The organism is Bradyrhizobium sp. AUGA SZCCT0158 (assembly GCF_018130065.1).
GTDB lineage: Bacteria > Pseudomonadota > Alphaproteobacteria > Rhizobiales > Xanthobacteraceae > Bradyrhizobium.
Map to the genome: position 1 here is coordinate 152,989 of NZ_JAFCME010000002.1, position 23,847 is coordinate 176,835.

The following is a 23,847-nucleotide window of genomic DNA, read 5'->3' on the forward strand; positions in this document are numbered from 1 at the left end:
TCGAGACACAAAATTCGGGAGTAAGATGAAAAGTACAAGTAGGATGCTTTTTGTGAGGTAGTATGAAAAAGATGACTATTGCAGAAAGCAAGGATATTGCCGCCCCGGAACCATGCCAGCGCGGGGTGCTGGAGCAATTTCATCGTGCGCTGGGCGTTCTGGCTGGAAAATGGAAGGGCGAAATTCTCTGGCAATTGGTCCAGCGCAAGCACCGGTTCGGCGAATTGCGCCAATCGATCCCCGGCGTCACCCAGCACATGCTGACGACGCAGCTACGCGATCTCGAGGCCAATGGACTGGTGAAGCGCACGGTCTATCCCGAGGTGCCGCCGCGCGTCGAATATGAGATCACGCCCTCGGCGAGGGCCCTCAAGCCGGTGTTCGATGAACTGTTTCGCTGGTCGCAGGAGCACGGCTTTCCGCCGGCGGCGCAGCCCAAGGCTTCTTCCGCCGACAAAAAGGAGCAGCCAAAGTAGGTTTCCCGAGCCACCGGGTCGCGCGAATGCGCGCCCGATGACAGGCTCCGCGAAGCAGTCCACACTTACTTCGCGGCCCTATGGATTGCTTCGCTTCGCTCGCAATGACGCGGAACGACACCGTGACCTCCCTCACAGCCAAGGCGACCGCCATCCTGCCAAAGGTTTCTCCATCAACGCGGAGGAGACCGCCATGACCAATGACCGTACGTTCGGGGCCCGTGCAGACGCTGCGAAAAGCGAGCTGACCGGGGAGCAACTCGACATCGTATCCGGCGGCAAATGGTTTGAAATCGTGCGCGCCGAGCACAGTGTGAAGTCCCCGCGGGACGCGGCGTCGGGATTGGCGACCGGGCGTCGCCAGCACCTCCCCTGATTTGATTGGGCGCCGTCAGGTTTTCCGGCCTGCCGCTAGAACAGCAGCCCCATCAAGATCAGGTTTTCGTGCTTGCCATCGACCAGGATGGCCTCTCGCTGCACGCCTTCGATCTCGAAGCCGACTTTCTTATAGAGCGCGATCGCGTTCACGTTGTTTTCCCGGACCGTCAGCTCGACCCGCTGCAGCCCGAAGGCCTGTGCGGCGCCGAGCGCCTGCGCGATCAGGCGCTTGCCGATGCCCCGCCCCCGAAATTGCGGCAAAAGGCCCATGCCGAGAACGCCGTTATGGGCATAAATCGGCCTTGGCTTCGGGGTCACGTCGCACCAGCCGATGACTTCACCGCCCGACAGGGCGACAAATTGCGGATAACCCTGCTCGATTAGGTCGAGAATGAACGCCCGCGTCGCTTCCAGCGGCGGGGCCTCCAGGAACGACAAATAGCGCCGCTCCCGCGCGACGATATCGAGGGTGCGGTGAAAGCCGTCGATATGGCCTTGCGTTATCGGAACAATTTCGATTGTAGCCATCGTACTTGCAGCGAGACTCTCCCGCCCCTCGCGAAACGGACGGGAAACAACTATCTTGGTTGCGCCCCTCCGACAACGGACTGAATGTAATGACCAACTCCCCCGCTACAACCTCCCTGATCGACCGCGCCAACCTCGATCGCGATTCCGTCCGCCGGGAGATCGCGCGCGGGCTCGAAGGCGCCGACGACGGCGAGTTGTTCCTGGAATATGGCCAGACCGAAGCGCTGATGTTCGACAATGGCAGGCTGAAGCAGGCGACCTACGACACCTCGCAGGGTTTTGGGCTGCGCGCGGTCAAGGACGACGCGGTCGGGTACGCGCATTCCTCCGACGTCTCGCTGCCGGCGCTGATCCGCGCTGCGGACGCGGTCGCAGCGGTCCGCGGCGGCTATTCCGGCAACTTTGCGGCGGCGCCCGCTCACACCAATGTGAGACTCTATGGCGACGACAATCCGCTGGATGCACCCGGTTTTGAAGCCAAGGTGAAGCTGCTCGCCGAAATCGACGCCTATGTGCGCGACAAGGACCCGCGGGTGCGGCAGGTCACCGCCAGCCTTTCCGCCACCTGGCAGGTGGTGGAAATCCTGCGGCCCGACGGCGAAAGCTACCGCGACATCCGCCCCCTGGTGCGGGTCAATATTTCCGTGGTCGCCGGCCAGGGCGACCGGCAGGAAAGCGGCAGCAAGGGCTATGGCGGCCGCGAGGGCTATGCGCGCTTCATCGAGACCAAGGCCTGGCGCGATGCCGCCGACGGCGCGATCCGCGAAGCGCTGGTCAATCTGGACTCGGTTCCCGCCCCCGCCGGCGAAATGGACGTGGTGCTGGGGGCCGGCTGGCCCGGCGTCATGCTGCATGAAGCTGTCGGCCACGGGCTCGAGGGCGATTTCAACCGCAAGCAGACCTCGGCTTTCGCCGGCCTGATGGGCAAGCAGGTCGCCGCCAAGGGCGTCACCGTGGTCGATGACGGCACCATGGCCTCGCGGCGCGGTTCGCTCTCCATCGACGACGAGGGCACGCCAACCAACCGCACCGTGCTGATCGAGGACGGCATTCTGGTCGGCTACATGCAGGACCGCCAGAACGCCCGGCTGATGAACATGAAGCCGACCGGCAACGGACGGCGCCAGAGTTACGCCCATGTGCCGATGCCGCGCATGACCAACACCTACATGCTGTCGGGCCAGCGCGATCCCGCGGAAATCCTCGCCTCGGTAAAGAACGGCATCTATGCCGCGAATTTCGGGGGCGGCCAGGTCGACATCACCTCGGGCAAATACGTGTTCCAGTGCACCGAGGCCTACAAGATCGAGAACGGCAAGATCGGCGCGCCCTTGAAGGGCGCGATGCTGATCGGCAACGGCCCGACCGACCTGCATCGCATCACCATGGTCGGCAACGACCTCTCGCTCGATACCGGCATCGGCACCTGCGGCAAGAACGGCCAGGGCGTGCCGGTTGGCGTCGGCCAGCCGACGCTGCGGATGGAGCGCATTACGGTCGGAGGAACCGGCTAGTGACCAGCGAGAACGAAACCACGGTCGCAAAACCTGCGGCAAAACCCGCCGGCTGGCGCGCGCAGGTCGCTCAACTCGCCGCCATCGTGATGGTGGTGTTCGTCGCCAAGGGCGCCTTGGCCGAACCGTTTTACGTACCGTCCGGTTCGATGGAGCCGACGCTCCTGATCGGCGACGCGCTGCTGGCGTCAAAATTCCCCTATGGCTACGGCGCGGCGTCGCTACCGATCCAGATCACGCTGCCGGAAACCGGCCGCCTGTTCGGCGAGACGCCCAAGCGCGGCGACGTCGTCGTATTCCGCTGGCCCGGCGACCGCTCGCAGGCCTGGGTCAAGCGCGTGGTCGGGTTGCCCGGCGACCGCATCCAGATGCGGCAGGGCCAGCTCTTCATCAACGACCATGCCGCGACCTTGAAGCCGGATGGCGTGGGTGAAGCCGAAGACGATCGCGGCGGCAGCGAAAAGGCCTATCGCTATGTCGAGACGCTGCCGAACGGGGTCACGCATGCGATCTTCAAGATGCGCGACAGCGGCCGGCTCGACAACACGCCAGAGGTAACGGTGCCGACGGGAAAATTGTTCGTGCTCGGCGACAACAGGGACAATTCCGCCGACAGCCGCGTCGCCGTGCGCGACGGCGGCGTCGGCCTGCTGCCGATCGACAATCTGATCGGCCGCGCCGACGCCGTGGTCGGCTCCTGGGATCTCGGCATCCGCAGCCAGCCGGTATGGACCTGGCTCTCCGGCTTTCGCATGGCGCGGTTTTTCACGTCGGTGCATTGAGATCGTCGCATGACCTTCGACGACGTCAGGGAGTTTGCGCTGACGTGGGCGGAGGTCGACGACGGCACCTCCTACGGCACGCCGGCGCTCAAGGTGCGCAAGAAGCTGCTGGCGCGGCTGAGGGAAGACAACGACAGCCTCGTCCTGTTCGGCATTCCCCATGACGAACGCGAGATGCTGATCGAAAGCCAACCGAAGCTGTTTTACTTCACCGACCACTATCGAGATTATCCAATCGTGCTGGTTCGCCTGTCGAAGGCCAAACGCGGCATCGTCGAGCCGCTGTTGCGCCGGCACTGGCGCACGCTGGCTTCGAAGAAGGCGGTGAAGGAATTCGACGAATCATAGATCATCCCGTCATTGCGAAGCAATGACGTGGAAAGAGCATCCATGACCCAAGACCAATTCCTCAACCTTGCGCTACGCAACCCCGTCAATCAAATCATCGCCGAAAAACTGTTCGATCTGGCGCTGCCGGATGCCTGGATCGTGTCGGGATGCCTGCTGCAGACGGTTTGGAACGTGCTGACCGGGCGCGCCGTCGATTACGGCATCAACGATTACGACGTGTTCTATTTCGATCCCGATACATCCTGGGCGGCCGAGGACGCCGTGATCCGCCGCCTGCACGGCGCGCTCGGCCATCTCGACGCCAGGGTCGAGGCGCGCAACCAGGCGCGCGTCCATCTCTGGTACGGCGAAAAGCACGGCCTGCCCTACCCGCCGCTGCGCTGCTCGACCGAAGGCATCGATCGGTTTCTGACCAGGAATACGCAGATTGGCATCCGTCGCATGCCTGATGGCTACGACGTCTATGCGCCCGATGGTTTCGACGATGCCGCCGGGCTGATCGTGCGGCCCAATCCGGGTCCGAATTTCTCCGCGGCGAATTATGAAGTGAAGGCCGCGCGATGGAAGGCGCTGTGGCCGGAGGTGACGGTGCTGGCGGTGGAGTAAATTTCAACCGTCGTCCCGGCGAAGGCCGGGACCCATAGCCACAGGGCATCATGAGTAAAGGAAGTCGTCGACCAGCACCCTTAATCAGAACGGCCGCGGCGTATGGGCCCCGGCTCAAGGCCGGGGCGACAAGAAAAGCTACCGCACCACGCCGGAGGTAAACCCGGCCTTGCGCCGCGGCGGCTTGATGTCTTTTTTCAGGAAGCAATGGCCTTCCTTGCCGGCGTAGCCCGGCCGCGCATAGGTCCAGGCCCGGCATTTGTTGTCGGCGGTGCAGGCGGCCTTGCAGGCGTCATCGCCGTCCTTGCTCTTGACGTCGAAATTCTTGTAGTCGCCGCCGAACCGGTCGATCGAGGTTTCGATCACGCTGTTCCTCGGCTCGACCACGCCGGCGCCGCGCACCCCGGAGACGCAGCAACTGTCCTGGACGCGCGCCGGAACGTTGCTCTTGAGCCAGCACACCGCGCCGCTGGTCAGGTCGGTCGGATAGTTGAAGCTCCACGACCGGCAACGCTTGTCGCGTTCGCACACCAGCGCGCAGTCGGCCGGATCGCCCGAGATCACCGGCGAGCTCAGATAATCGCCGCCGGGGCGGTCGAAATTGGCCTGCGCCGCGGCCGGGCGCGCGGGTGCTGCCGCCGCCAAAAAGGCGAGCGTCACCAAACACGCCCTAACGAGGCGGCCTATCCCCATATGATTGCTTTCGAATGCGCGCGTTCCGAAGATTGCCATTGGAGCGGCATCAACCTGTACGGCGGATGAACGGCCCGGAAACGCGGCAACGAACCGAGCGTGATGATCCCATCACGCTCTATCCTTTTGTTTGCGCATGATCTTTTCGGCAAAGCCGGCACCCACCCCGCATCAAACGCGGGGCATGCTTTACCGGATCGTGCGTTAGAACGCGTATTCCTTGTAGGCCGGTTCCACGGAGCCGCCCCAGGCGCCGTTGAATTTCTCCAGCATCTCTTCGGCCGGCGTGCGGCCGGATTCGAGGATCCGTTCCAGGGGTTCGAGGTGACGGCTTTCGTCGCGGCCGAGATGATCGACATGACCACGCCGCCGCAGTCCGGCATGGGACAGCTTCAGGCATTCCTTCGCGATCTCGAACAGATAGCGGTCGCGGATCCGGGCCTTGAAGCCGAAGCGCGGCACGTCGTCGCGCAGCGCCTGACGCTCCGCCGCCGTCCAGTGCTTCACGAGATCCCATGCCGCGTCCAGCGTGGTGTCGTCGTACAACAGGCCGACCCAGAACGCCGGCAGCGCCGGCAAGCGGCCCCACGGCACGCCGTCGGCGCCGCGCATTTCCAGATAACGCTTCAAGCGCACTTCCGGGAAAATCGTCGAGAGATGATTGGCCCAATCCGACAGCGTCGGCCGCTCACCCGGGAGCGCGTTACTCTTGCCGTCGAAGAAGGCGCGGAACGACGAGCCTGACACGTCGATATAGCTGTCGCCGCGCTTGACGAAATACATCGGAACGTCGAGCGCATAGTCGACCCAACGCTCAAAACCCATGCCGTCCTCGAACGCCCACGGGATCATGCCGGAACGCGCATTATCGGTATCGCGCCAGATTTCGGAGCGGAACGACAGGAAGCCGTTGGCCTTGCCTTCGGTGAACGGCGAATTGGCGAACAACGCGGTCGCGATCGGCTGCAGCGCCACCGATACCCGCAGCTTCTTGACCATGTCGGCTTCGGAAGAGAAGTCGAGATTGGTCTGCACGGTACAGGTCCGATACATCATGTCGAGGCCGTACTGGCCGACCTTCGGCATGTAATTGGTCATGATCCCGTAGCGGCCCTTGGGCATCACAGGGATTTGCGACCGCGACCATGACGGCGTCATGCCGAGGCCGAGAAAGCCGATGCCGAGCGGGGTCGCGATCTCGCGCACCTGCGCCAGATGCGCCATCAACTCCGACTGGGTCTGGTGCACGGTCTCGACCGGCGCGCCCGACAATTCGAACTGCCCCCCGGGCTCCAGCGAAATCGCGCCGCCGCCGGTGACGTCGTACAGCCCGATAATGTTACCGCGCTCCATGATCGGCTCCCAGCCGAGCAGGAGCTGCATGCCCTCCAGCAGCGCGCCGATGCCGCGCGCGCCTTCATATGGCACGGGGTGATAGCCCTCGAGCGTGAACGGGGTCTTCTCGTGCTCGGTGCCGATGCGGAACTCCGACGGCGGCTTCACGCCGGCCGCCAGCCACGCCACGAGTTCGTCGCGCGATTGCAACGGCGTCATATCGATTTGGTCACGCGCCATAAAAAACCCGGATCTTTGGCGATTCGACCGAACGCGCCGTGTGGCAGGGAGCATTGCGGACAGCGTTATCCGCAAAAACGATAAGATGAAGGCGTATCATCGGGCGGGAACGCCGTCTCGCACAGCGGCCGCCCTGACCTCGCTGCACGAGCAGCCCAGCCGGTCGAGCAGACCGCAGAGCTTGATGGCGTCGGTGTCGGACAGTTTGGAGCCGACGTGCTTTTCGATCGCGGCGGAATAGGCGCTCCACATTTTCTTTTGCAGCTCGCGTCCCGTCTCGGTGATTTCGACGAACTGGCCGCGCTTGTCGATCTTGCATTCGCGCCGCGCCGCCAGCCCTTCGTCGACCAGCCGGTCGATCAGGCGCGAGGTCGAGTATTGCGGGATCAGCATCTGCTTCTCCAGCTCCACGGGACGCATCTCGCCGGACGGCGCGCGCGACAATTCCAGTAGCGCGTCATACCAGGCGAGCGGCGGGAAGCCCGCCTTCTTCAGATCCTGCTCGACGGCGTCGAGCACCCGGCTCTGCACCCGCATCAGGCGGATCCAGGCGTTGGTCGCCTCGGTCGATGGTTTGCGTTTCATGGTCTGGTCCGTATCCGTCACAGGTCCGTGTCTGTCACAGGTTAGTGTACCGCACTAAATGCAGCTGCATCAATCTTGACTATTACATGCAGATGCATTTAGTCGTTCCGCGGCCCCAAGCCAAGGTTTCCAAAGACAAGAACTTCCAAAGGGAGAAAATCCAATGAAATTGTACTATTCGCCAGGCGCCTGCTCGCTGTCTCCCCATATCGCGCTTCTGGAGGCCGGTCTGCCCTACGATCTGGTCAAGGTCGACCTGCGCGCCAAGAAGCTGGAAAACGGCGACGACTATCTGACGGTCAATCCGAAGGGCCAGGTGCCCGCACTGGCGCTCGACTCCGGCGAATTGGTGACCGAAGGCCCGGTCATCGTCCAGATGATCGCCGACAAGGCCGCGGACAAGAATCTTGCCCCCAGCCGCGACCATGCCGATCGCTACAAGCTGCAGGCCTGGCTCACCTATATCAACAGTGAACTGCACAAGAACCTCGGCCCGCAATTCGCCCCGGCGCTGTCAGATGACGCCAAGGCCTTCTTCAAGGATCGGGTGATGGGCAAGTTTAGGTATGTCGATGGCGAGCTCGCCGGGAAAGACTACCTGATGGGCAAGCAGTTTTCGGTCGCCGACGGCTACATGTTCACGATGCTTTCATGGGCCGAACGGATGAAATGGGATCTCGCCGATCTCTCCAACCTGATGGCCTACAAGGCCCGCGTCGGCGCACGCCCGATGGTGCAGGAAGCGTTGACCAAGGAAGGTCTGCTCAAGGCGGCGTGACGTTTCGATACATAAAATGAGAACGGGGCCGGATCGATGATCCGGCCCTTTTTATTTTCGATTTGATCGTCGATCAACAAAATCGTCCGTGACGTGGCGATCGTCCAGGTAGACCGGAACATTGGCCGGGCTGATGAGTAAGTCTCCGGTCGAGAACGTGTTGCGGGTTCCGACCGCCGGCAGAGTGGTTCCGTAGTGACGGTGCTTTGGTCATCCGGAGTCTCTGCGCGAAAAACGTCACAAGAAAATCCCGAAAAAAAATCCCGAGAAAAACTCCAGAGGCACCATACCAATGGACAACTGGCTTTCGTACGTCGTCGCCCAGATCGAGCGGATTCCATCCTGGGCGATCCTTGCCGCCATTGCCGGCGTCGCGATCCTCGCGGCGCTGGCGGCTCACCGGCTGGTGTTCTTTTTGCTCGAACGGCAGTTGCGCGACAGCGAACGATTCGCATGGTTGCTGATACTGAAGAAATCGAAGGCACCGTCAGCTTTTGCCGCCGTCATGGCGGCGCTGAGCCTCTCGCTGCAATTGGGTCCGATCAGCGGAACCGCGGCGACCGGACTTACGGCATTGATGCAGATCGCATTCATTACCCTGCTCACATGGCTTGCCATTGTCACGACCGAGATATTCAGCTCCGTCTATCTCGGCCGCTTGCAGAGGGACCTCGAGGAAAACCTGCTCGCGCGAAAGCATGTGACGCAGATCAGAATCCTGACGAGGGCGGCGGTGCTGATTATCGCGCTGATCGGCCTTGCATCCGCGCTGATGAGTTTCGACGCGGTGCGCCAGTATGGCGTCAGCCTGTTTGCCTCCGCCGGCGTCGCCGGCCTCGCCATCGGTCTTGCAGCACGGCCGCTGCTTTCAAACCTGATCGCGGGCGTTCAGATCGCAATGACGCAGCCGATCAGGATTCAGGACAGCGTGATCGTCGAAGGAGACTACGGCACGATCGAGGAGATCAACTCGACCTACGTCGTGGTGCAGCTTTGGGATTGGCGGCGCCTGATCCTGCCGCTGAACTATTTTATCGAAAAGCCGTTCCAGAACTGGTCGAGGGATAGCGAGTCGATCATCGGAAGCGTGATGATCTATGTGGACTATTGCGCCGATGTCCCGGCGATCCGGAAAAAGCTCGAACAGCTCGTGAAGACGATGCCGTTGTGGGACGGCAAGGTGGTCAATTTGCAGGTCAGCGATGCGACGGAGACCTCGATGCAGCTGCGCATTCTGGTCAGCGCGCGAACCGCGGCGTCCGCCTGGGACCTCAGATGTCTGGTCAGGGAAGCCTTGATCAGCTTTGTGAGCAAGGAACTCAGATATTCCCTGCCGCAACCGCGCCGACAGATCGCCAGTCACGTCTGGCTTGACGAGGCAAGCCTGGTGCCGGAACACGCGCTGCCGTCGAAAGCCCGGGCCGGGAATGGCTGAAGCGGCGTTTCTGCCGGCGACCGCCGTCGCGCGGATTTCAGGAGCTGATGCGTTCCTTCGCCGTGAAGGTCACGGCTTCGATCTTGTTGCCGTCGAGGTCGCGGACAAAGGCGCCGTAATAATTGGCATTGTATTTTTCCCGAATGCCAGGCGCGCCTTCGTCAGTTCCGCCACTGGCAAGCGCGCTTTCGTGAAATCGCCTGACCGTTTTCCGGTCCGGCGCCAGAAAGGCAATATGGACGCCATTGCCCGGTGTTGCGGGCAAACCGTCAGCCGGGGTTTCAAGACTGAACACGATCTCGGATGCGCCATAATGAGCGGCCTTCTCGGAAGTTTTGAGAAGCCGGAAACCGATGAGAGACATCAGCGGATCGTAAAACGCCTTGGCCCGCGTGAGGTCATTGGTGCCGACCGAAACATGATGGATCATCGGTGCATTCCCGCGTCGAACTTTTTGGGCCAGCACAGATAGGCGCGAGGCGGCGGGTTGGTTCCAAAAATCCCGTGAGAGAAAACCTGAAGGGCCGGATCGATGATCCGGCCCATTGTTTGTTCGTCATTGCGAGCGAAGCGAAGCAATCCATCTCGCAGCATAACAGATGGATGGATTGCTTCGTCGCTACGCTCCTCGCAATGACGGGGCTTATACCGCAACCGCTCCTACAGCGCGCGAAGCCATCAGAACCGCGCAGGACTGAAAGCCATCGCGTCCGTAAACGTCGCCTCGCCGCTCATCATCTCGGCCAGCAGGCGGCCTGTGGTGGGGCCAAGGGTGTGGCCGTGATGACCATGCCCGAAATGCATCCACAGGCCTTTGTGCTTCGGTGCAGCTCCCACGACCGGCAGCATGTCGGGCATGCAGGGGCGGACCCCGCTCCAGGGTTCGGCCTCCACCGCCGTGCCGAGATCGACAAGCCGCCGTGCCGCCTGTTCCGCCCGTTCGAGCTGGCGCGACTGCGACGACCTTTCCGGTCCCATCAATTCGGCGCCCGACGTAATCCGCAACCCCTTCGCCATCGGCGCCATCGCGTATGCGAATTCGGGGTCGTGCAGCGGCAGATTGAGCCTGCCGCCGCCGGTGAAATGCCGATGGTAGCCGCGCTTGCGCAGCATCGGAAAACGGTAGTCAAACTTTTGCAACAGATCGGGAGACCACGGACCCAGCGATACCACGGCCGCCTCGGCGTCGATCGGGCCATCATCCGACTGAACCGTCCAGCCGGCAGGACTCGGCGCCAACGTGGTCGCATCCCCGTTGACGAAGGTGCCGCCTGCGCGTGTGAACAGATCGGCATAAGCGGATACAAGCCCGCCCGGGTCCGAGACCGTCCATGGGTCGCGCCAGTGAACAGCCCCCGCCCCGGTCTCGTTAAGCCCGGGTTCGGCCGCGGCAAGCTGTGCCGGGCTGATAATTTCCGATCGCACACCGAATTCAGCCGCCAGCGACTCGGCGACCAGCGCCACTTCATCCAGCGCAGCCTGGGTGCGGCGCAGGGAATGATAGCCGCTTCGCTGCACCAGATTGTCCGCGCCGGCTTCCCGGATCAGCACGTCATGCTCGCTTGTCGCGCGTGCGATGATCCGCGCGTAGGCCTGCGATATGCGCTGGTGCCGATCCGGCGCGGAATGCCACCAGTACCGCAGCAAAGGACCAAGATGCCGCGGCAGCCATTTTACGCGGTAATGGACATCGTTGGCGCGCCCCGTTGCGATCGCCGCCAGCGTCGCAAGATCGCGCGGCATCGGATAGGGCCGCACCGCTTCGGCCTGGATGAAGCCGGCGTTGCCGTAGCTGGTCTCGCGGCCGGGCTGATTGCGATCGAGCAGCACGACCGACCAGCCGCGGCGCTGTAACTGCAGCGCGGTTGCAACCCCGACCATTCCGGCACCGAGAACGATAACACTTGGCATTGTCGCGATCACCTTTGCATACGTCAGCGACCTGTCGCCAAGTCCTGCTTCAAAGTCCTGCTTCAACCAATCTACGAGCTGCTGCAACAGATCGCGACAGTGGAAAAGGCGCGGATGCCCTGCGCAGAATGGCGCTTGACGCTCAAGCCGCGCCGGGTCGCGTGAGCGACCTCAAAAATCGATTCACAAAATAAAGGCCGGATCGATGATCCGGCCTTTATTTGTTTTGCTCAGAACTTTCAACACGTCGTCCCGGCCTTGAGCCGGGACCCATAACCACAAATGCTCATGGTGAAAGAACGCTGCCGTTGTGCCCATTCCATAGCACACGGCGTATGGTCCCGGCTCAAGGCCGGGACGACGATTTCCCTTACGCCGCCAGCTTCTTCGGCGGGAAGCGAGCGTAGAACGTCTCGCCCTTGGCCGCCATGTCCTCCAGCAGTTTCGGCGGCGTGAAGCGGGAGCCGTATTTGGCTTCCAGCTTGTGGCAGAGTTCGACGAACTTCCTGGTGCCCATGAAGTCGATATAGGACAGCGTGCCGCCGGTGAACGGGGCAAAACCGAAGCCGAGGATCGAGCCGACGTCGGCCTCGCGCATGTCGGTGATGACGTGATCTTCCACCGTGCGCGCGGCTTCCACCGCCTGCACCACCAGGAAACGCTGCTTCAGCTCCTCGATGTCGAGCGTGTCGGGGTCGAGCTTCTTCGGCTGCAGATCGGCAAGTCCGGTCCACAGGCTCTTCTGACCCTTGCCCTTCTCGGGATAGTCGTAAAAGCCCTTGCTGTTCTTGCGGCCGAGACGGCCCTGCTTCTCCACCAGCTCCACCATCAGTTTCTTCTGGTCCGGGTTGATGGAGTTCGGCCCGAGATCGGCCTCGGTCGCCTTCATCACCTTGAGCCCGAGGTCGAGCGCCACTTCATCGGACAGCGACAGCGGGCCGACCGGCATGCCGGCCATCTTGGCGCAGTTCTCGATCATCGCCGGTGGCACGCCTTCAAGGAACATCTCGTTGCCTTCGGCGATGTAGCGGCCGACGCAGCGGTTGGCGTAGAAGCCTCTGCTGTCGTTGACGACGATCGGCGTCTTGCCGATCATCCGCGTGTAATCCAGCGCGGTGGCAAGCGCGGCATCGCCGGTGTTCTTGCCCACGATGATCTCGACCAGCATCATCTTCTCGACCGGCGAGAAGAAGTGGATGCCGATGAACTTGCCCTGGTCCTTGAATTCCTCGGCCAGCGAGTTGATCGGCAGCGTCGAGGTGTTGGAGGCGAAGATCGCGCCATCCTTCAGGAGCGGCTGCGCCTTGGCGTAGGTTTCGGCCTTTACTTTGCGGTCCTCGAACACGGCCTCGATGACGAGGTCGCAGTCTTTCAGCACGCCATAGTCGGCGGTCGCGCTGATGCGCGACATCACGGCGTCGCGGTCGCTTTCCTTGGCGCGGCCCTTCTTGATGAGATCGTCGATCACGGTCTGGGCGTGGCCCTTGCCCTTGTCGGCGCTGGCCTGGTCGCGGTCGATCAAGACCACGTCGATGCCGGCCCGCGCGGAGACGTAGCCGACGCTGGCGCCCATGAAGCCGGCGCCGATCACGGCGAGCTTTTTCACCTTGGTCGGCGGCACGTTTGGCGGCCGGCGTGCACCCTTGTTCAGTTCCTGCATCGACAGGAACAGGCTGCGGATCATCGCCGCGGCTTCGTTGGAACGCAGTATCTGCGTGAAGTAGCGCGATTCGACGCGGAGCGCCGCATCGATCGGCAACTGCAGGCCTTCATAGACGCAGCTCATGATGGCGCGCGCCGCCGGGTAATTGTCGTAGGTCTCGCGGCGGTAGATCGCGTTGCCCGCCGGGAACATCTGCATACCCGCCTTGGAGAACACCGGGCCGCCGGGAAGCTTGAAGCCCTTCTCGTCCCAGGGTGCGACGGCCTTGCCACCGCCCTTGATCCAGTCCTTCGCCGCCTTGATCATGTCGGCGGGCGGGACGATGGCGTGAATGAGGTTGAGCGCCTTGGCCCTGGCAAGGTTGATCGCCTCGCCCTTGAGCAGCAGCTGCATCGCATCGGCAGGCTGCACGATACGCGGCACGCGCTGGGTGCCGCCGGCGCCGGGGAACAGGCCGACCTTCACCTCGGGCAGGCCGAGCCGTGTCTTCGGGTTGTCGGCGGCGACGCGGTAGTGGCAGGCCAGGGTCAATTCAAAACCGCCGCCGAGCGCGAGACCATTGATCGCGGCGACCCACGGCTTCCCTGAAATTTCGATGTTGCGATAGACCTGCGAGAAGCGGCGGCTCTGGTCGAACAGCATCTGGTTGGCGGCCTCTTCGCCCTTGGCCTTGAGCAGATCGGCATATTGATGGGCCATGCCTTCGAGCATCGACAGGTCAGCGCCGGCGCACAGCGCTTCCTTGCCCGAGGTGATGACGACGCCCTTGACGGCGGCTTCGGCGGTGGTCTGCTTGACGATCTCCTCGAGTTCGGTGGCCGAGGTCTCGTCGAGCACATTCATCGAACGGCCGGGCGTGTCCCAGGTGACGAGCACGATGCCGTCGGAGTCGGTTTCCAGCTTGAAATTCTTGAAGGCCATGTTGGTCGCTCCCAATGCGATTGCTGCGTAGGGTGGGCAAAGGTGCGCTTCGCGCCGTGCCCACCATTTTCATTCGGTGCTTGTGATGGTGGGCACGCTTCGCTTTGCCCACCCTACGAATTGCCGTCGCCTAGACCCGCTCGATGATGGTCGCGGTGCCCATGCCGCCGCCGATGCACAGCGTCACCAGCGCGGTCGACTTGTTGGTGCGTTCGAGTTCATCGAGCACGGTGCCGAGGATCATGGCACCGGTGGCACCGAGCGGATGCCCGAGCGCGATCGCGCCGCCATTGACGTTGATCTTGGAAGAGTCGATGTCGAAGGCCTGCATGTAGCGCAGCACCACCGAGGCGAAGGCCTCGTTGAGTTCGAACAGGTCGATGTCCGACTTCTTCATGCCGGAGCGCTCGAACAGCTTTTCGGTGACGTCGACCGGGCCGGTCAGCATCATCGCGGGCTCGGAGCCGATATTGGCAAAGGCACGGATTTTCGCGCGCGCCTTCAGGCCGTGCTTGACGCCGGCTTCCTTGCTGCCGAGCAGCACGGCGCCTGCGCCGTCGACGATGCCGGAGGAATTGCCGGCGTGGTGCACGTAATTGATGCGCTCGACTTCGGGGTGCGACTGGATCGCGACCGCATCGAAGCCGCCCATCTGGCCCATCGCCACGAACGACGGCTGCAACTGACCGAGCGACTGCATCGTCGTGGTCGGGCGCATGTGCTCGTCCTTGGCGAGGATGGTGAGGCCGTTGATGTCCTTCACCGGCACCACGGAATTCTTGAAGCGGCCCTCGTCCCAGGCTTTCGCAGCGCGCTGCTGGCTCTGCACCGCATAGGCGTCGACGTCATCGCGCGAAAAACCGTATTTGGTAGCGATCAGGTCGGCCGAGACGCCCTGCGGCATGAAGTAGGCCGGCACCGCCATCGAGGGGTCCATCGGCCAGGCGCCGCCGGAAGCGCCGATGCCGACGCGGCTCATCGATTCGGCGCCGCCGCCGATCACGAGCTCATGCTGGCCGGCCATGACCTGGGCGGCGGCAAAATTCACGGCATCGAGGCCGGAGGCACAGAAGCGGCTGATCTGTACGCCGGGGACGGCCTGGCCGAGCCCGGCCTTGAGCGCCGCAAAGCGCGCGATGTCGGAGCCGGCCTCGCCGACCGGATCGACCACACCGAGCACGACGTCGTCGACGACGTCGACACCGAGATTGTTGCGCTCCTTCAGCGCTTGCAGCGGCACGGTGGCGAGCGCCAGCGCGGTCACTTCATGCAGCGAGCCGTCGGCCTTGCCGCGGCCGCGCGGGGTGCGAACGTGATCGTAGATATATGCCTCAGGCATGGTTTTCTCCCGTTTCGGTCTCGGCTCTCCTCGAGCCAGACGAATTTCAGAACAGTCAGATCGTTGGGTCGTCATTGCGAGGAGCGAAGCGACGAAGCAATCCATGCTTCCGTTGTGGGTCTATGGATTGCTTCGCTGCGCTCGCAATGACGACAGAATTTTGCAGAACGCTTCAGAACGCTTCCGCCGCCAATTCCATTGTCGTCGCGCAGCCGGTCTGGATGCGCGCAAGGTGCACCGTGGTTTCCGGCAGCATCCGCTCCATGAAGAAGCGGCCGGTCACGAGCTTGGTGGTCAGATAGGGCGTGGCGCCAGAGGACGCAATCTTGTCCTGCGCCACCTTGGCCATCCGCGCCCACATATAGGCGAAGGTGACGAGGCCGAACAATTGCATGTAGTCGGTGGCGGCGGCACCGGCATTGTCGGGCTTGGTCAGCGCGTTCTGCATCAGCCAGCCGGTGGCCTGCTGCAGATGGCCGAGCGCGGTCGAGAGCGGCGTCACGAACGGCTTCATCGCCTCGTCGGCGCCGTGCTCCTTGGCGAAGGCGCCGACCTCGCCGAAGAACGCCATCACGGCGCGGCCGCCGTCGCGCGGCAGTTTGCGCCCGACGAGGTCGAGCGCCTGAATGCCATTGGCGCCTTCATACAGCATGGCGATACGCGCATCGCGCACGAACTGCTCCATGCCGTGTTCGGCGATGTAGCCGTGGCCGCCATACATCTGCTGCGCCAGCACCGAATTGGAAAATCCGACATCGGTCATCACGCCCTTCATGACAGGCGTCATCAGGCCCATGTGGTCGTCGGCCTCCTGGCGATCCTTCGGGTCGCTTGAGCGGTGGGCGACGTCGCTCTTCAGCGCGGTCCACACTACCATCGCGCGGGCCGCCTCGTTGAAGGCGCGGATCGTCAGCAGCACGCGGCGCACGTCGGGATGTACGATGATCGGATCGGCCGGCTTGTCCGGATCTTTGGCGCCCGTCAGCGACCGTCCCTGCAGCCGCTCGCGCGCGTAATTGACCGCGTTCTGATAGGCGACCTCGGATTGCGCGAGGCCCTGCACCGCGACGCCGAGGCGGGCCTCGTTCATCATCACGAACATGCCCTGCATGCCCTTGTTCTCTTCGCCGATCAGCCATCCGGTGGCACCGTCGTAATTCATCACGCAGGTGGAGTTGCCGTGAATGCCCATCTTGTGCTCGATCGAACCGCAGGACACGCCGTTGCGTGCGCCGAGCGAACCGTCGGCATTGACCAGCACCTTCGGCACCACGAACAGCGAGACGCCCTTGATGCCCGCGGGCGCACCTTCGATGCGCGCCAGCACCAGATGGATGATGTTGTCGGCGAGATCGTGCTCGCCGGCCGAGATGAAGATCTTGGTGCCCGTGATCTTGTAGCTGCCGTCGGCCTGCTTGACCGCCTTGGTGCGGAGCAGACCGAGATCGGTGCCGCATTGCGGCTCGGTGAGGTTCATGGTGCCGGTCCACTCGCCCGCCACCATCTTCGGCACGAACATCTTCTTCTGTTCGGGCTTGCCGTGCACCATCAACGCGGCGGTCGCGCCCATGGTCAGGCCGCCATACATCGAAAACGCCATGTTGGCCGAGCTCTGGAATTCGGTCACGACCTGGCTCAGCGTGACCGGCAACCCCTGCCCGCCATATTCGGATGGAGCCGACAGCCCGAGCCAGCCGCCTTCGGCGACCTGCTTGAAGGCTTCCTTGAAACCCTTCGGCGTGGTGACGCGGCCGTCATCGTGGCGGACGCAGCCTTCGAGGTCGCCGACCCGGTTCAGCGGCTGCAGCACTTCTTCGCTGAGCTTGGCGGCTTCGCCAATAATCGCTTCGCGGACATCCGCGGAGGCGTCGGTAAAACCCGGGAGATTGTCATAGCGGTCGATCTGGAAAACATCGTTGAGCAGGAACGTGACGTCTTCCACGGGGGCTTTGTAAGTCGGCATGGTGTTCTCCCGGCAGGGACAGAATGAATTGGCGGATACGTTTCAGATGAAGCTTGGCAGGCCAGCGGGCGCTTCAGGGTTCAAAGCCGGACCTTATCCGGTTCCGGACGACGCGGCGTCACTGTTTTGCGAGTTGCGCTCCCATCAGCTGGTGCAGCAGGTTGATCGCCTTGAGCGGCCGCACCATCACCTTGAAATGCGTGATCTTGCCATCCGCGAAGGTGATGATGTCGACGCCGTTGATCACGATGCCGTCGATTTCTTTTTCAAATTCGAGCACGGCGCCATTGTCGCTGCGCCATTCGCCGACATATCTGAATCCCGGGCCGCCCAGCACTTTCTCGGCGCTCGACAGATATTTGAAGGTGATGTCACGCCCGCGCTGCGGGGTATGGACCACGGGACTCTCGAACACCGCGTCGGGGTGCAGCAGATCCCAAAGCGCCGCCTGGTCGTGCGACTTCATGTAGCCGTACCATTTGTCGAGTGCAGTCACGGTCATGATGCGTCTCCGATCGGCTCGATACGGGTTAGCCTAATCTTATGCATGTTGACGCATATGCAACTTTATGCATAAAGTCAACGCGACAATTTGGTCGGGAGACTAGGCCCCTTCTACCTTGCATGGGGTTGTTTTCGCGATTTTTGAAAGGGTCGGCGTTTGGCGCTCGGTGACGCAATCCTTGCTTGTCTGACGGAACGTCCGATGTCGGGCTATGAGCTCGCCAAGACGTTCGATTCCTCGATCGGGTTTTTCTGGAAGGCCGACCACCAGCAGATCTATCGCGAACTCTCGAAGCTCAGGGATCGCGGCCATATCCAGGGCCACGAGGTGGTCCAGTCCGGCAAGCCCAACAAGTTGGTCTATACGCTGACACAGGAGGGCCGGGCCGCGCTGCGGCACTGGGGCGCCCGGCCGAGCAGCCCGCCGATGATGAAGGACGACCTGCTGGTTCGGCTGTGCGCGCTCGACAGCTTCGATATCGAGCCCTTGCGCGCCGATCTGATGGCGCGGCTGGAACATCACCGCGACCGCTACGCCCGCTACGAGCGAATTCTGAACAAGCTGTTTCCGGACGGCAAAGCCACCTCCGTCGCCGATACCGGCAAGCTGCTCGGGCTGCGCATCGGTCTGCGCCACGAACAAGCCGTGGCGGAATGGTGCGAAGAGGCGATCGAGACCCTGGCCGCCGTCGCGAAACCTGCTCCGGTCCTGCTGCTCGAAGACACCAGCCGTGAAAGCAACGGCTGAGCGGCAGCGGAACCGGCTGTTCGGGTTCCAAAGTTAACTTTAGGGCCGCCCGGTCCCATTCCTTAACCCGTTATTTACCGTAACGCGAAAAAGTCAGGTTCTGAGGCAGACGACCTGCGCGAAATTCGATTGTCTCCAAGGTGGGACGCGCGGGGAGGCTGAAGGCGCAGGAAGCGCCGGAGTCAGAACCGGACGAGAGCATGAATTCGCGCGTATCGTGGAGTGTTGAGGGCATCGATCCGTCGGTCCGCGAAAGGGCCGAAGCGGCCGCGCGGCGCGCTGGCATGTCGCTGAGCGACTGGCTCAATTCCACCATCGGCGATTCCGCCCCGCCAAATTTCCGTGCGCCCTATGACGAGCAGCCGGCGATGCCGAGCGCGGAGAGCCGCGAGGTTGCGGACATTCACCAGCGGCTCGATTCGATCACCCGGCAGATCGACCAGATTTCACGGTCCCCCGCGCGGAGCGACGCGCCCCGAACCGAAGCGCCCCGCGCTGAGCCGACCGTCGCGCGGCAGCTCAATGACGCCATTTCGCGCCTCGATGCGCGGCTGTCGCAGATTTCAAGCCACGCCCCGCGCCAGCCGACGGTGCAGGAGCGGCAGCGCCAGACCGAGATGGTCGAACGCGCCGCGGCGCAGGTCTATCGTCCCTCGCCGCCGCTGAGCCCGGCGTCGTTTGATTCGGCGATCGCCGAAATCGCCGCGCGCCAGAACGAACTGGACGGGGTGCCGTCCCGACAGATGCCGCCGCGCAGCACGCCGCCGATGGCGGCAGGTATGCCGCCGATGGCGCCAAGCGCCCGTGCCATGGCTTATGCGCCACCGATGCCGCCGCCTGCACCGGTGCCCGCACCTGCTCCCATCCCCGCCGGTCCGGATTTTTCGTCGCTGGAACGGCATCTGCTCAAGATCACGAGCCAGATCGAGGCGCTGCAGCGCCCCGACAATGTCGAGCAGTCGATTGCGGCCTTCCGCACCGAGCTTGCCGATATCCGCCGCGCCATTACCGAAGCGATGCCGCGCCAGGCGATCGATTCGATCGAGAACGAAATCCGCTCGCTGTCGCGCCGGATCGACGAAACCCGCCAGAACGGCACCGACGCCAACGTGCTGGCCAACCTGGAGCGCGCGCTCGGCGAAATCTACGACGCGCTGCGTTCCCTCAAGCCGGCCGAGCAACTCGCGGGCTATGACGATGCGATCCGCAATCTCGGCACCAAACTCGACCTGATCCTGCGTACGAACGACGATCCGTCGACGGTGCGTCAGCTCGAAGACGCGATCTCGGCGATGCGGGCGATCGCCTCCAACGTTGCGTCCAACGATGCGCTGGCGCGGGTTTCCGACGATCTGCATGCGCTGTCGGCCAAGGTCGATCAATTGTCTCGCGCCGGCGACAACAGCGAGTCGCTGGCCAGCCTTGAACAGCGCATTGCCGCGCTGACCTCGTCGATCGAAACGCGCGAGCGGCCGGTCGCAAGCGACAATTCCGAATATATCGAAGGCGCGCTCCGCTCGCTGTCCGAACGCCTGGATCGGATCCCGGCCGGCAACGACAACGCCTCCGCGTTCACCCATCTCGAACAGCGCGTGACGTATCTGCTGGAACGCCTGGAGACCTCCGGCGGCCAGGGCGGTTCTGGCGGCGGCAATCTCGGGCGCGTCGAGGAAGGGCTGCAGGACATCCTGCGCCATCTCGAACACCAGCACGCGAATTTGGCCAGGCTTGCCGACAACACCAGCAGCTACGCGGCGCCGCAGCCGATGGATTCCGGCATCGTCGAAGCCGTCAAGCGTGAATTGTCGGACCTCCGTTTTAATCAGTCGGAAACCGACCGCCGCACGCAAGACTCGCTGGAAACGGTTCACAGCACGCTCGGCCATGTGGTCGATCGGCTGGCGATGATCGAAGGCGATCTGCGCGCGGTTCGCGCCGCACCGCCCGTGGCAGCGCCTGCGTTCGAAGCCCCGGCGGAAGCGCCGCGCGCGGCAATGCCGCCGCCCAGCTTTGCACCGCCCGCCTATGTCCCTCAGGCTCAGCCGCAGGCTTTTGCGCCGCAGCCGAAACCGGAATTGCCGAATCCCGCAGCCTTCCAGGAGCATTTTGCCGCCGCGCCGCGCGACTTCCATGCCGCGGAGCCGGTAGCACCGCCGGCCATTCCGCCGATGACGCCGCGCGCCATCAGCGAAATCCTCGAGCCGCACGCAGCCGCGCCGCGCACCGCGATCGCGCCGGAACTGCCGCCGGATCATCCGCTGGAGCCGGGCACACGGCCGGCCGCACGGGCGTCGTCGCCATCGGAGCGCATCGCCGCATCCGAAAGCGTGATCAACGAAATTTCCGCGGCCGCCAAGGAGCCGGTCAGCTCGTCGAGCTTCATCGCCGCCGCCCGCCGCGCCGCGCAGGCCGCTGCCGCCGCGCCCGCCAACGAGAAGGCGGCCAAGGCCGCTGCGAAGGCTAACTCGAAGGCGGCCAAGGTTACCGCCATCGACAAGGGCAAGACCGACGGCAAGGAGCCGTCGAACATCACCTCCAAGATCCGCTCGCTGCTGGTCGGCGCCAGCGTATTTGCGATCGTGCTCAGCACCTTCCAGCTGGCAATGACGCTGCTCGACACCGGCAGCGCGCCGCAAATACCGCAGATGGAATCCACCGATCCAGCGCCGGCCTCAAAGGCCCCGGCCGAGAACAGCGCCAAGCCCGCCATGCCGGCACCGGCTGGGCCCTCCATGATGTCGCCCGCCCCGATCGGACGGCAATCGAACAACTCCTCCGCACCGAACACGCTGGATGGCGCGCAAGTCGCTATTCCCCAAGCCACAATTCCTCAGGCCATTATTCCTCAAGCCGCTATTCCCCAGACCGCGATCGCGCCGCAGGCGGCGATGTCCATCCCGCCACAAGCGGCGATGTCGTCGATCAATGCCGGCGACATCACCGGCGCGCTCCCGGCCCTGCCGGCCAACGGCAAGCCTGGAATGGTGCAGGTGCCGCCGGGCGAGCAACTGCCCGATGGCATCGGCGGACCGATGCTGCGCGCTGCTGCGCTGAAGGGCGATCCGGCGGCAGCCTATGAAGTCGGCGTGCGCTTTGCCGAGGGCAAGGGCGTACCGGCCAATCTCGACGAGGCCGCAAAATGGTATGACCGCGCGGCGCAAGCCGGCGTGGTGCCCGCGATCTTCCGGCTCGGCACCTTCTACGAGAAGGGCATGAGCGTCAAAAAGGACGCCGATGTCGCGCGGCGTTACTATCTGCAGGCAGCCGAACGCGGCAACGCCAAGGCGATGCACAATCTGGCCGTGCTCGACGCCGATGGTGGCGGCAAGGGCGCCAACTACAAGGTCGCGTCGCAATGGTTCCGCAAGGCGGCCGACCGCGGCGTCGCCGACAGCCAGTTCAACCTCGGTATCCTCTATGCCCGCGGCATCGGGGTCGAGCAGAACCTCGCCGAATCCTTCAAATGGTTCAGCCTCGCAGCGGCACAGGGCGATGCGGATTCCGGCCGCAAGCGTGACGATATCGCCAAGCGCCTCGACGCCCAGTCGCTGGCGGCGGCGAAGCTCGCGATCCAGACCTTCACGCCGGAGCCGCAGCCCGACGCCGCCGTCAATGTCGCAACGCCGGCCGGCGGCTGGGACCCGGTGCCCGCGCCCGCAACTGCGACCAAACCCGCCGCCAAGCAGGCTTCGACCAAGCGCGCCGCAGCCGTCCGTTAAAGCGGACAGCGATGCCGCTGGCGTCGCGCCGATAATCCTCCATATAAAGCCGTATGATCTGATGGGGCCGGCGGGGCCTCGTACACGGCTGTGCAGTGAGGATCGATTGTCTGCCGAAGAGGGCCAGAACGGGGAAAACCGCTTCCGAAGGTCGCCGACCGGGCCGTCGGTCGCGCCGCCGCGCAAGGTGATCGATCAGCCTTCGCTGCCACCTTCTGCCCCGGCTTCTCCCTGGCGATCTCTTCCAGCTCCGCCACCGCAGCCGCCGCAAGCGGCACGCAGCCAATGGCCGGTCGGCTCGATTCTCATCTTCGTTCTTTTGCTTGCCGGCATCGCCATCCAGGCCTATCGCGACCTCTCGCGGCCCGATGCCTGGGATTACTGGAAGGACCAGTATGTCTCGCCGAGCCTGACCTCCTCGGTGGTCGCCAAACTCGATCTCGATGGCGCCGCGCGTGATCGGCGTGCCCTGTTCATCAAGGGCGAGATCGGACCCGGCGCCGCAAGATGGTTCCGCGAGAAATTGGACGAGGCCCAGCTTGCCGCAGGCGACGTGATCCTGATGTCCTCGCCCGGCGGCGATTTGAATCAGGCCGCGATCATCGGCGAGATCATTCGCTCGCGCGGACTGATCACGGCGGTCGGCACCGCCGATGCCGCGGGCCGCGTCAAACCCTCCTATTGCGCCAGCGCCTGCGTGCTGGTCTATGCCGGCGGCAAGAGCCGCATCGGCGTGGCGGGCTCAGGCCTGGGCGTGCACCGGTTTACCACGACAAAGCAAGTGGATGATCCGCTTGCCGAAGCCCAGAAGATATCAGGCGCGGTACTGGGCTATATGACCAAAATGGGGGTTTCATCGTCGGTCGTGCAGGCGATGTCCGAGACCAAGGACATCCGCTGGCTTGCGCCCAAGGAGGCGCTCGCCATGAACCTCGTCACCGATCCGGTGGGGAAGCCCTGATTGCTGTCGTCCCGGCCTTGAGCTCAGATGCGCAATTGCGCATCGGGGGACCATAGCCACCGGCCGCAATTGTTTTGCGCGCTGAGCCTTATCTACCTTGTTCAACAAGGCAGGCCGCGGGGTATGGGTCCCGGCTCAAGGCCGGGACGACACCACCCCGGCCGGCCACGCAAACGTGATATCGGCGCATTCATCGGAATGTCGCATCACGCCGCCGGAAGTGTGTGCAGGTGCGGCAAATAATTGCCTTCCGGGGCATTCTTTAGTCCCCCCTGCCACTGATCTGGGTTATGCAAAGACGCGGCAACCGGTCCGCGTGCCCTGACCCTGCGCGCCAATCGGATTCCACTGCCGGCAAATGCTCGAAACCATGCCCTGAGCGGCCGTTAGGCCACCTCAGCGGCAGACAACGAG

General features: G+C 63.5%; 21 protein-coding genes. 11 read left to right on the forward strand and 10 right to left on the reverse strand.

Annotated features, from left to right (window positions below; genetic code table 11):
• Positions 1–71: 71 nt before the first annotated feature.
• Both JQ574_RS03525 and JQ574_RS03530 read left to right on the forward strand, forming a co-directional pair.
• A complete protein-coding gene (locus tag JQ574_RS03525; protein WP_212211392.1) occupies positions 72–476 on the forward strand; it encodes a helix-turn-helix domain-containing protein in 405 nt (134 codons plus the stop codon).
• 193 nt (positions 477–669) lie between these two features.
• Entirely contained in the window at positions 670–852 is a 183-nt protein-coding gene (locus JQ574_RS03530) for a hypothetical protein (RefSeq protein WP_212211255.1), read from the forward strand.
• Between the two features lie 35 nt (positions 853–887).
• Here JQ574_RS03530 and JQ574_RS03535 read toward each other — a convergent pair whose 3' ends face one another.
• Positions 888–1,382 carry a GNAT family N-acetyltransferase gene (locus JQ574_RS03535; protein WP_212211256.1) on the reverse strand — a complete coding sequence of 165 codons (495 nt, stop codon included), beginning with the start codon at positions 1,380–1,382 and terminating at the stop codon, positions 888–890.
• A gap of 89 nt (positions 1,383–1,471) precedes the next feature.
• Between JQ574_RS03535 and tldD the strand changes: the two genes are divergently transcribed.
• Genes tldD through JQ574_RS03555 form a run of 4 tightly spaced genes read left to right on the forward strand, consistent with a single transcriptional unit; the run spans position 1,472 to position 4,638 of the window.
• Positions 1,472–2,899 (forward strand): metalloprotease TldD, encoded by a 1,428-nt coding sequence (tldD, locus tag JQ574_RS03540; protein WP_212211257.1) that lies wholly within the window; start codon positions 1,472–1,474, stop codon positions 2,897–2,899.
• On the forward strand, positions 2,899–3,681 hold the full coding sequence (gene lepB / locus JQ574_RS03545; RefSeq protein WP_312014605.1) for a signal peptidase I: 783 nt from the start codon (positions 2,899–2,901) through the stop codon (positions 3,679–3,681). The genes tldD and lepB overlap by 1 nt, the downstream gene beginning before the upstream one ends.
• A gap of 9 nt (positions 3,682–3,690) precedes the next feature.
• Positions 3,691–4,029: an MmcQ/YjbR family DNA-binding protein gene (locus JQ574_RS03550; protein ID WP_212211259.1), complete on the forward strand. Its 339-nt coding sequence runs from the start codon at positions 3,691–3,693 to the stop codon at positions 4,027–4,029.
• A gap of 42 nt (positions 4,030–4,071) precedes the next feature.
• Entirely contained in the window at positions 4,072–4,638 is a 567-nt protein-coding gene (locus tag JQ574_RS03555) for a nucleotidyltransferase family protein (protein WP_212211261.1), read from the forward strand.
• Positions 4,639–4,776: 138 nt separating this feature from the next.
• Here JQ574_RS03555 and JQ574_RS03560 read toward each other — a convergent pair whose 3' ends face one another.
• The 3 genes from JQ574_RS03560 to JQ574_RS03570 form a co-directional block, all read right to left on the reverse strand.
• A complete protein-coding gene (locus JQ574_RS03560; RefSeq protein ID WP_212211263.1) occupies positions 4,777–5,331 on the reverse strand; it encodes a PAN domain-containing protein in 555 nt (184 codons plus the stop codon).
• Positions 5,332–5,535: 204 nt separating this feature from the next.
• Positions 5,536–6,906 carry a glutamate--cysteine ligase gene (locus tag JQ574_RS03565; protein ID WP_212211265.1) on the reverse strand — a complete coding sequence of 457 codons (1,371 nt, stop codon included), beginning with the start codon at positions 6,904–6,906 and terminating at the stop codon, positions 5,536–5,538.
• 96 nt (positions 6,907–7,002) lie between these two features.
• Positions 7,003–7,491, reverse strand: coding sequence for a MarR family winged helix-turn-helix transcriptional regulator (locus JQ574_RS03570; protein WP_212211267.1), 489 nt, complete (start codon positions 7,489–7,491; stop codon positions 7,003–7,005).
• 163 nt (positions 7,492–7,654) lie between these two features.
• Between JQ574_RS03570 and gstA the strand changes: the two genes are divergently transcribed.
• Both gstA and JQ574_RS03580 read left to right on the forward strand, forming a co-directional pair.
• Complete coding sequence (gstA, locus tag JQ574_RS03575) at positions 7,655–8,269, forward strand: glutathione transferase GstA (protein ID WP_212211269.1); 615 nt, start codon at positions 7,655–7,657, stop codon at positions 8,267–8,269.
• A 292-nt stretch (positions 8,270–8,561) separates the two neighbouring features.
• The gene (locus JQ574_RS03580) at positions 8,562–9,704 is read left to right on the forward strand and encodes a mechanosensitive ion channel family protein (RefSeq protein ID WP_212211271.1); all 1,143 of its coding nucleotides are present in this window, start codon (positions 8,562–8,564) and stop codon (positions 9,702–9,704) included.
• 37 nt (positions 9,705–9,741) lie between these two features.
• On the opposite strand, the gene JQ574_RS03585 is transcribed toward JQ574_RS03580, so the two are convergent.
• The 6 genes from JQ574_RS03585 to JQ574_RS03610 all read right to left on the reverse strand — a co-directional run bounded on the left by JQ574_RS03585 (position 9,742) and on the right by JQ574_RS03610 (position 18,003).
• Complete coding sequence (locus tag JQ574_RS03585; protein ID WP_212211273.1) at positions 9,742–10,134, reverse strand: VOC family protein; 393 nt, start codon at positions 10,132–10,134, stop codon at positions 9,742–9,744.
• A 248-nt stretch (positions 10,135–10,382) separates the two neighbouring features.
• A complete protein-coding gene (locus tag JQ574_RS03590) occupies positions 10,383–11,615 on the reverse strand; it encodes an FAD-binding oxidoreductase (RefSeq protein WP_212211274.1) in 1,233 nt (410 codons plus the stop codon).
• A gap of 370 nt (positions 11,616–11,985) precedes the next feature.
• Positions 11,986–14,199 (reverse strand): 3-hydroxyacyl-CoA dehydrogenase NAD-binding domain-containing protein, encoded by a 2,214-nt coding sequence (locus JQ574_RS03595; protein ID WP_212383285.1) that lies wholly within the window; start codon positions 14,197–14,199, stop codon positions 11,986–11,988.
• Positions 14,200–14,329: 130 nt separating this feature from the next.
• Positions 14,330–15,538: an acetyl-CoA C-acetyltransferase gene (locus JQ574_RS03600; protein WP_212211278.1), complete on the reverse strand. Its 1,209-nt coding sequence runs from the start codon at positions 15,536–15,538 to the stop codon at positions 14,330–14,332.
• Between the two features lie 172 nt (positions 15,539–15,710).
• Entirely contained in the window at positions 15,711–17,501 is a 1,791-nt protein-coding gene (locus JQ574_RS03605) for an acyl-CoA dehydrogenase C-terminal domain-containing protein (RefSeq protein ID WP_212211280.1), read from the reverse strand.
• Between the two features lie 118 nt (positions 17,502–17,619).
• Positions 17,620–18,003 carry a nuclear transport factor 2 family protein gene (locus JQ574_RS03610; protein ID WP_212383288.1) on the reverse strand — a complete coding sequence of 128 codons (384 nt, stop codon included), beginning with the start codon at positions 18,001–18,003 and terminating at the stop codon, positions 17,620–17,622.
• A gap of 159 nt (positions 18,004–18,162) precedes the next feature.
• Between JQ574_RS03610 and JQ574_RS03615 the strand changes: the two genes are divergently transcribed.
• The 3 genes from JQ574_RS03615 to JQ574_RS03625 all read left to right on the forward strand — a co-directional run bounded on the left by JQ574_RS03615 (position 18,163) and on the right by JQ574_RS03625 (position 23,433).
• Positions 18,163–18,753, forward strand: coding sequence for a PadR family transcriptional regulator (locus JQ574_RS03615; protein WP_212036714.1), 591 nt, complete (start codon positions 18,163–18,165; stop codon positions 18,751–18,753).
• 200 nt (positions 18,754–18,953) lie between these two features.
• Positions 18,954–22,472, forward strand: coding sequence for a tetratricopeptide repeat protein (locus tag JQ574_RS03620; RefSeq protein ID WP_212211285.1), 3,519 nt, complete (start codon positions 18,954–18,956; stop codon positions 22,470–22,472).
• Between the two features lie 106 nt (positions 22,473–22,578).
• Positions 22,579–23,433, forward strand: a complete 855-nt coding sequence (locus tag JQ574_RS03625) for a hypothetical protein (RefSeq protein ID WP_212211288.1) — start codon at positions 22,579–22,581, stop codon at positions 23,431–23,433.
• The last annotated feature ends 414 nt before the right edge of the window (positions 23,434–23,847 follow it).

Excerpts from the sequence above, each read along its gene's own strand:
- JQ574_RS03610 (WP_212383288.1), bottom strand. The coding sequence starts at position 18,003 with ATGACCGTGACTGCACTCGACAAATGGTACGGCTACATGAAGTCGCAC.
- JQ574_RS03530 (WP_212211255.1), top strand. The coding sequence starts at position 670 with ATGACCAATGACCGTACGTTCGGGGCCCGTGCAGACGCTGCGAAAAGC.
- JQ574_RS03600 (WP_212211278.1), bottom strand. The coding sequence starts at position 15,538 with ATGCCTGAGGCATATATCTACGATCACGTTCGCACCCCGCGCGGCCGC.
- JQ574_RS03595 (WP_212383285.1), bottom strand. The coding sequence starts at position 14,199 with ATGGCCTTCAAGAATTTCAAGCTGGAAACCGACTCCGACGGCATCGTG.
- JQ574_RS03570 (WP_212211267.1), bottom strand. The coding sequence starts at position 7,491 with ATGAAACGCAAACCATCGACCGAGGCGACCAACGCCTGGATCCGCCTG.
- JQ574_RS03585 (WP_212211273.1), bottom strand. The coding sequence starts at position 10,134 with ATGATCCATCATGTTTCGGTCGGCACCAATGACCTCACGCGGGCCAAG.
- JQ574_RS03580 (WP_212211271.1), top strand. The coding sequence starts at position 8,562 with ATGGACAACTGGCTTTCGTACGTCGTCGCCCAGATCGAGCGGATTCCA.
- JQ574_RS03555 (WP_212211261.1), top strand. The coding sequence starts at position 4,072 with ATGACCCAAGACCAATTCCTCAACCTTGCGCTACGCAACCCCGTCAAT.
- JQ574_RS03590 (WP_212211274.1), bottom strand. The coding sequence starts at position 11,615 with ATGCCAAGTGTTATCGTTCTCGGTGCCGGAATGGTCGGGGTTGCAACC.
- JQ574_RS03620 (WP_212211285.1), top strand. The coding sequence starts at position 18,954 with ATGAATTCGCGCGTATCGTGGAGTGTTGAGGGCATCGATCCGTCGGTC.
- JQ574_RS03565 (WP_212211265.1), bottom strand. The coding sequence starts at position 6,906 with ATGGCGCGTGACCAAATCGATATGACGCCGTTGCAATCGCGCGACGAA.
- tldD (WP_212211257.1), top strand. The coding sequence starts at position 1,472 with ATGACCAACTCCCCCGCTACAACCTCCCTGATCGACCGCGCCAACCTC.
- JQ574_RS03550 (WP_212211259.1), top strand. The coding sequence starts at position 3,691 with ATGACCTTCGACGACGTCAGGGAGTTTGCGCTGACGTGGGCGGAGGTC.
- JQ574_RS03605 (WP_212211280.1), bottom strand. The coding sequence starts at position 17,501 with ATGCCGACTTACAAAGCCCCCGTGGAAGACGTCACGTTCCTGCTCAAC.
- gstA (WP_212211269.1), top strand. The coding sequence starts at position 7,655 with ATGAAATTGTACTATTCGCCAGGCGCCTGCTCGCTGTCTCCCCATATC.
- JQ574_RS03535 (WP_212211256.1), bottom strand. The coding sequence starts at position 1,382 with ATGGCTACAATCGAAATTGTTCCGATAACGCAAGGCCATATCGACGGC.
- JQ574_RS03525 (WP_212211392.1), top strand. The coding sequence starts at position 72 with ATGACTATTGCAGAAAGCAAGGATATTGCCGCCCCGGAACCATGCCAG.
- JQ574_RS03560 (WP_212211263.1), bottom strand. The coding sequence starts at position 5,331 with ATGGGGATAGGCCGCCTCGTTAGGGCGTGTTTGGTGACGCTCGCCTTT.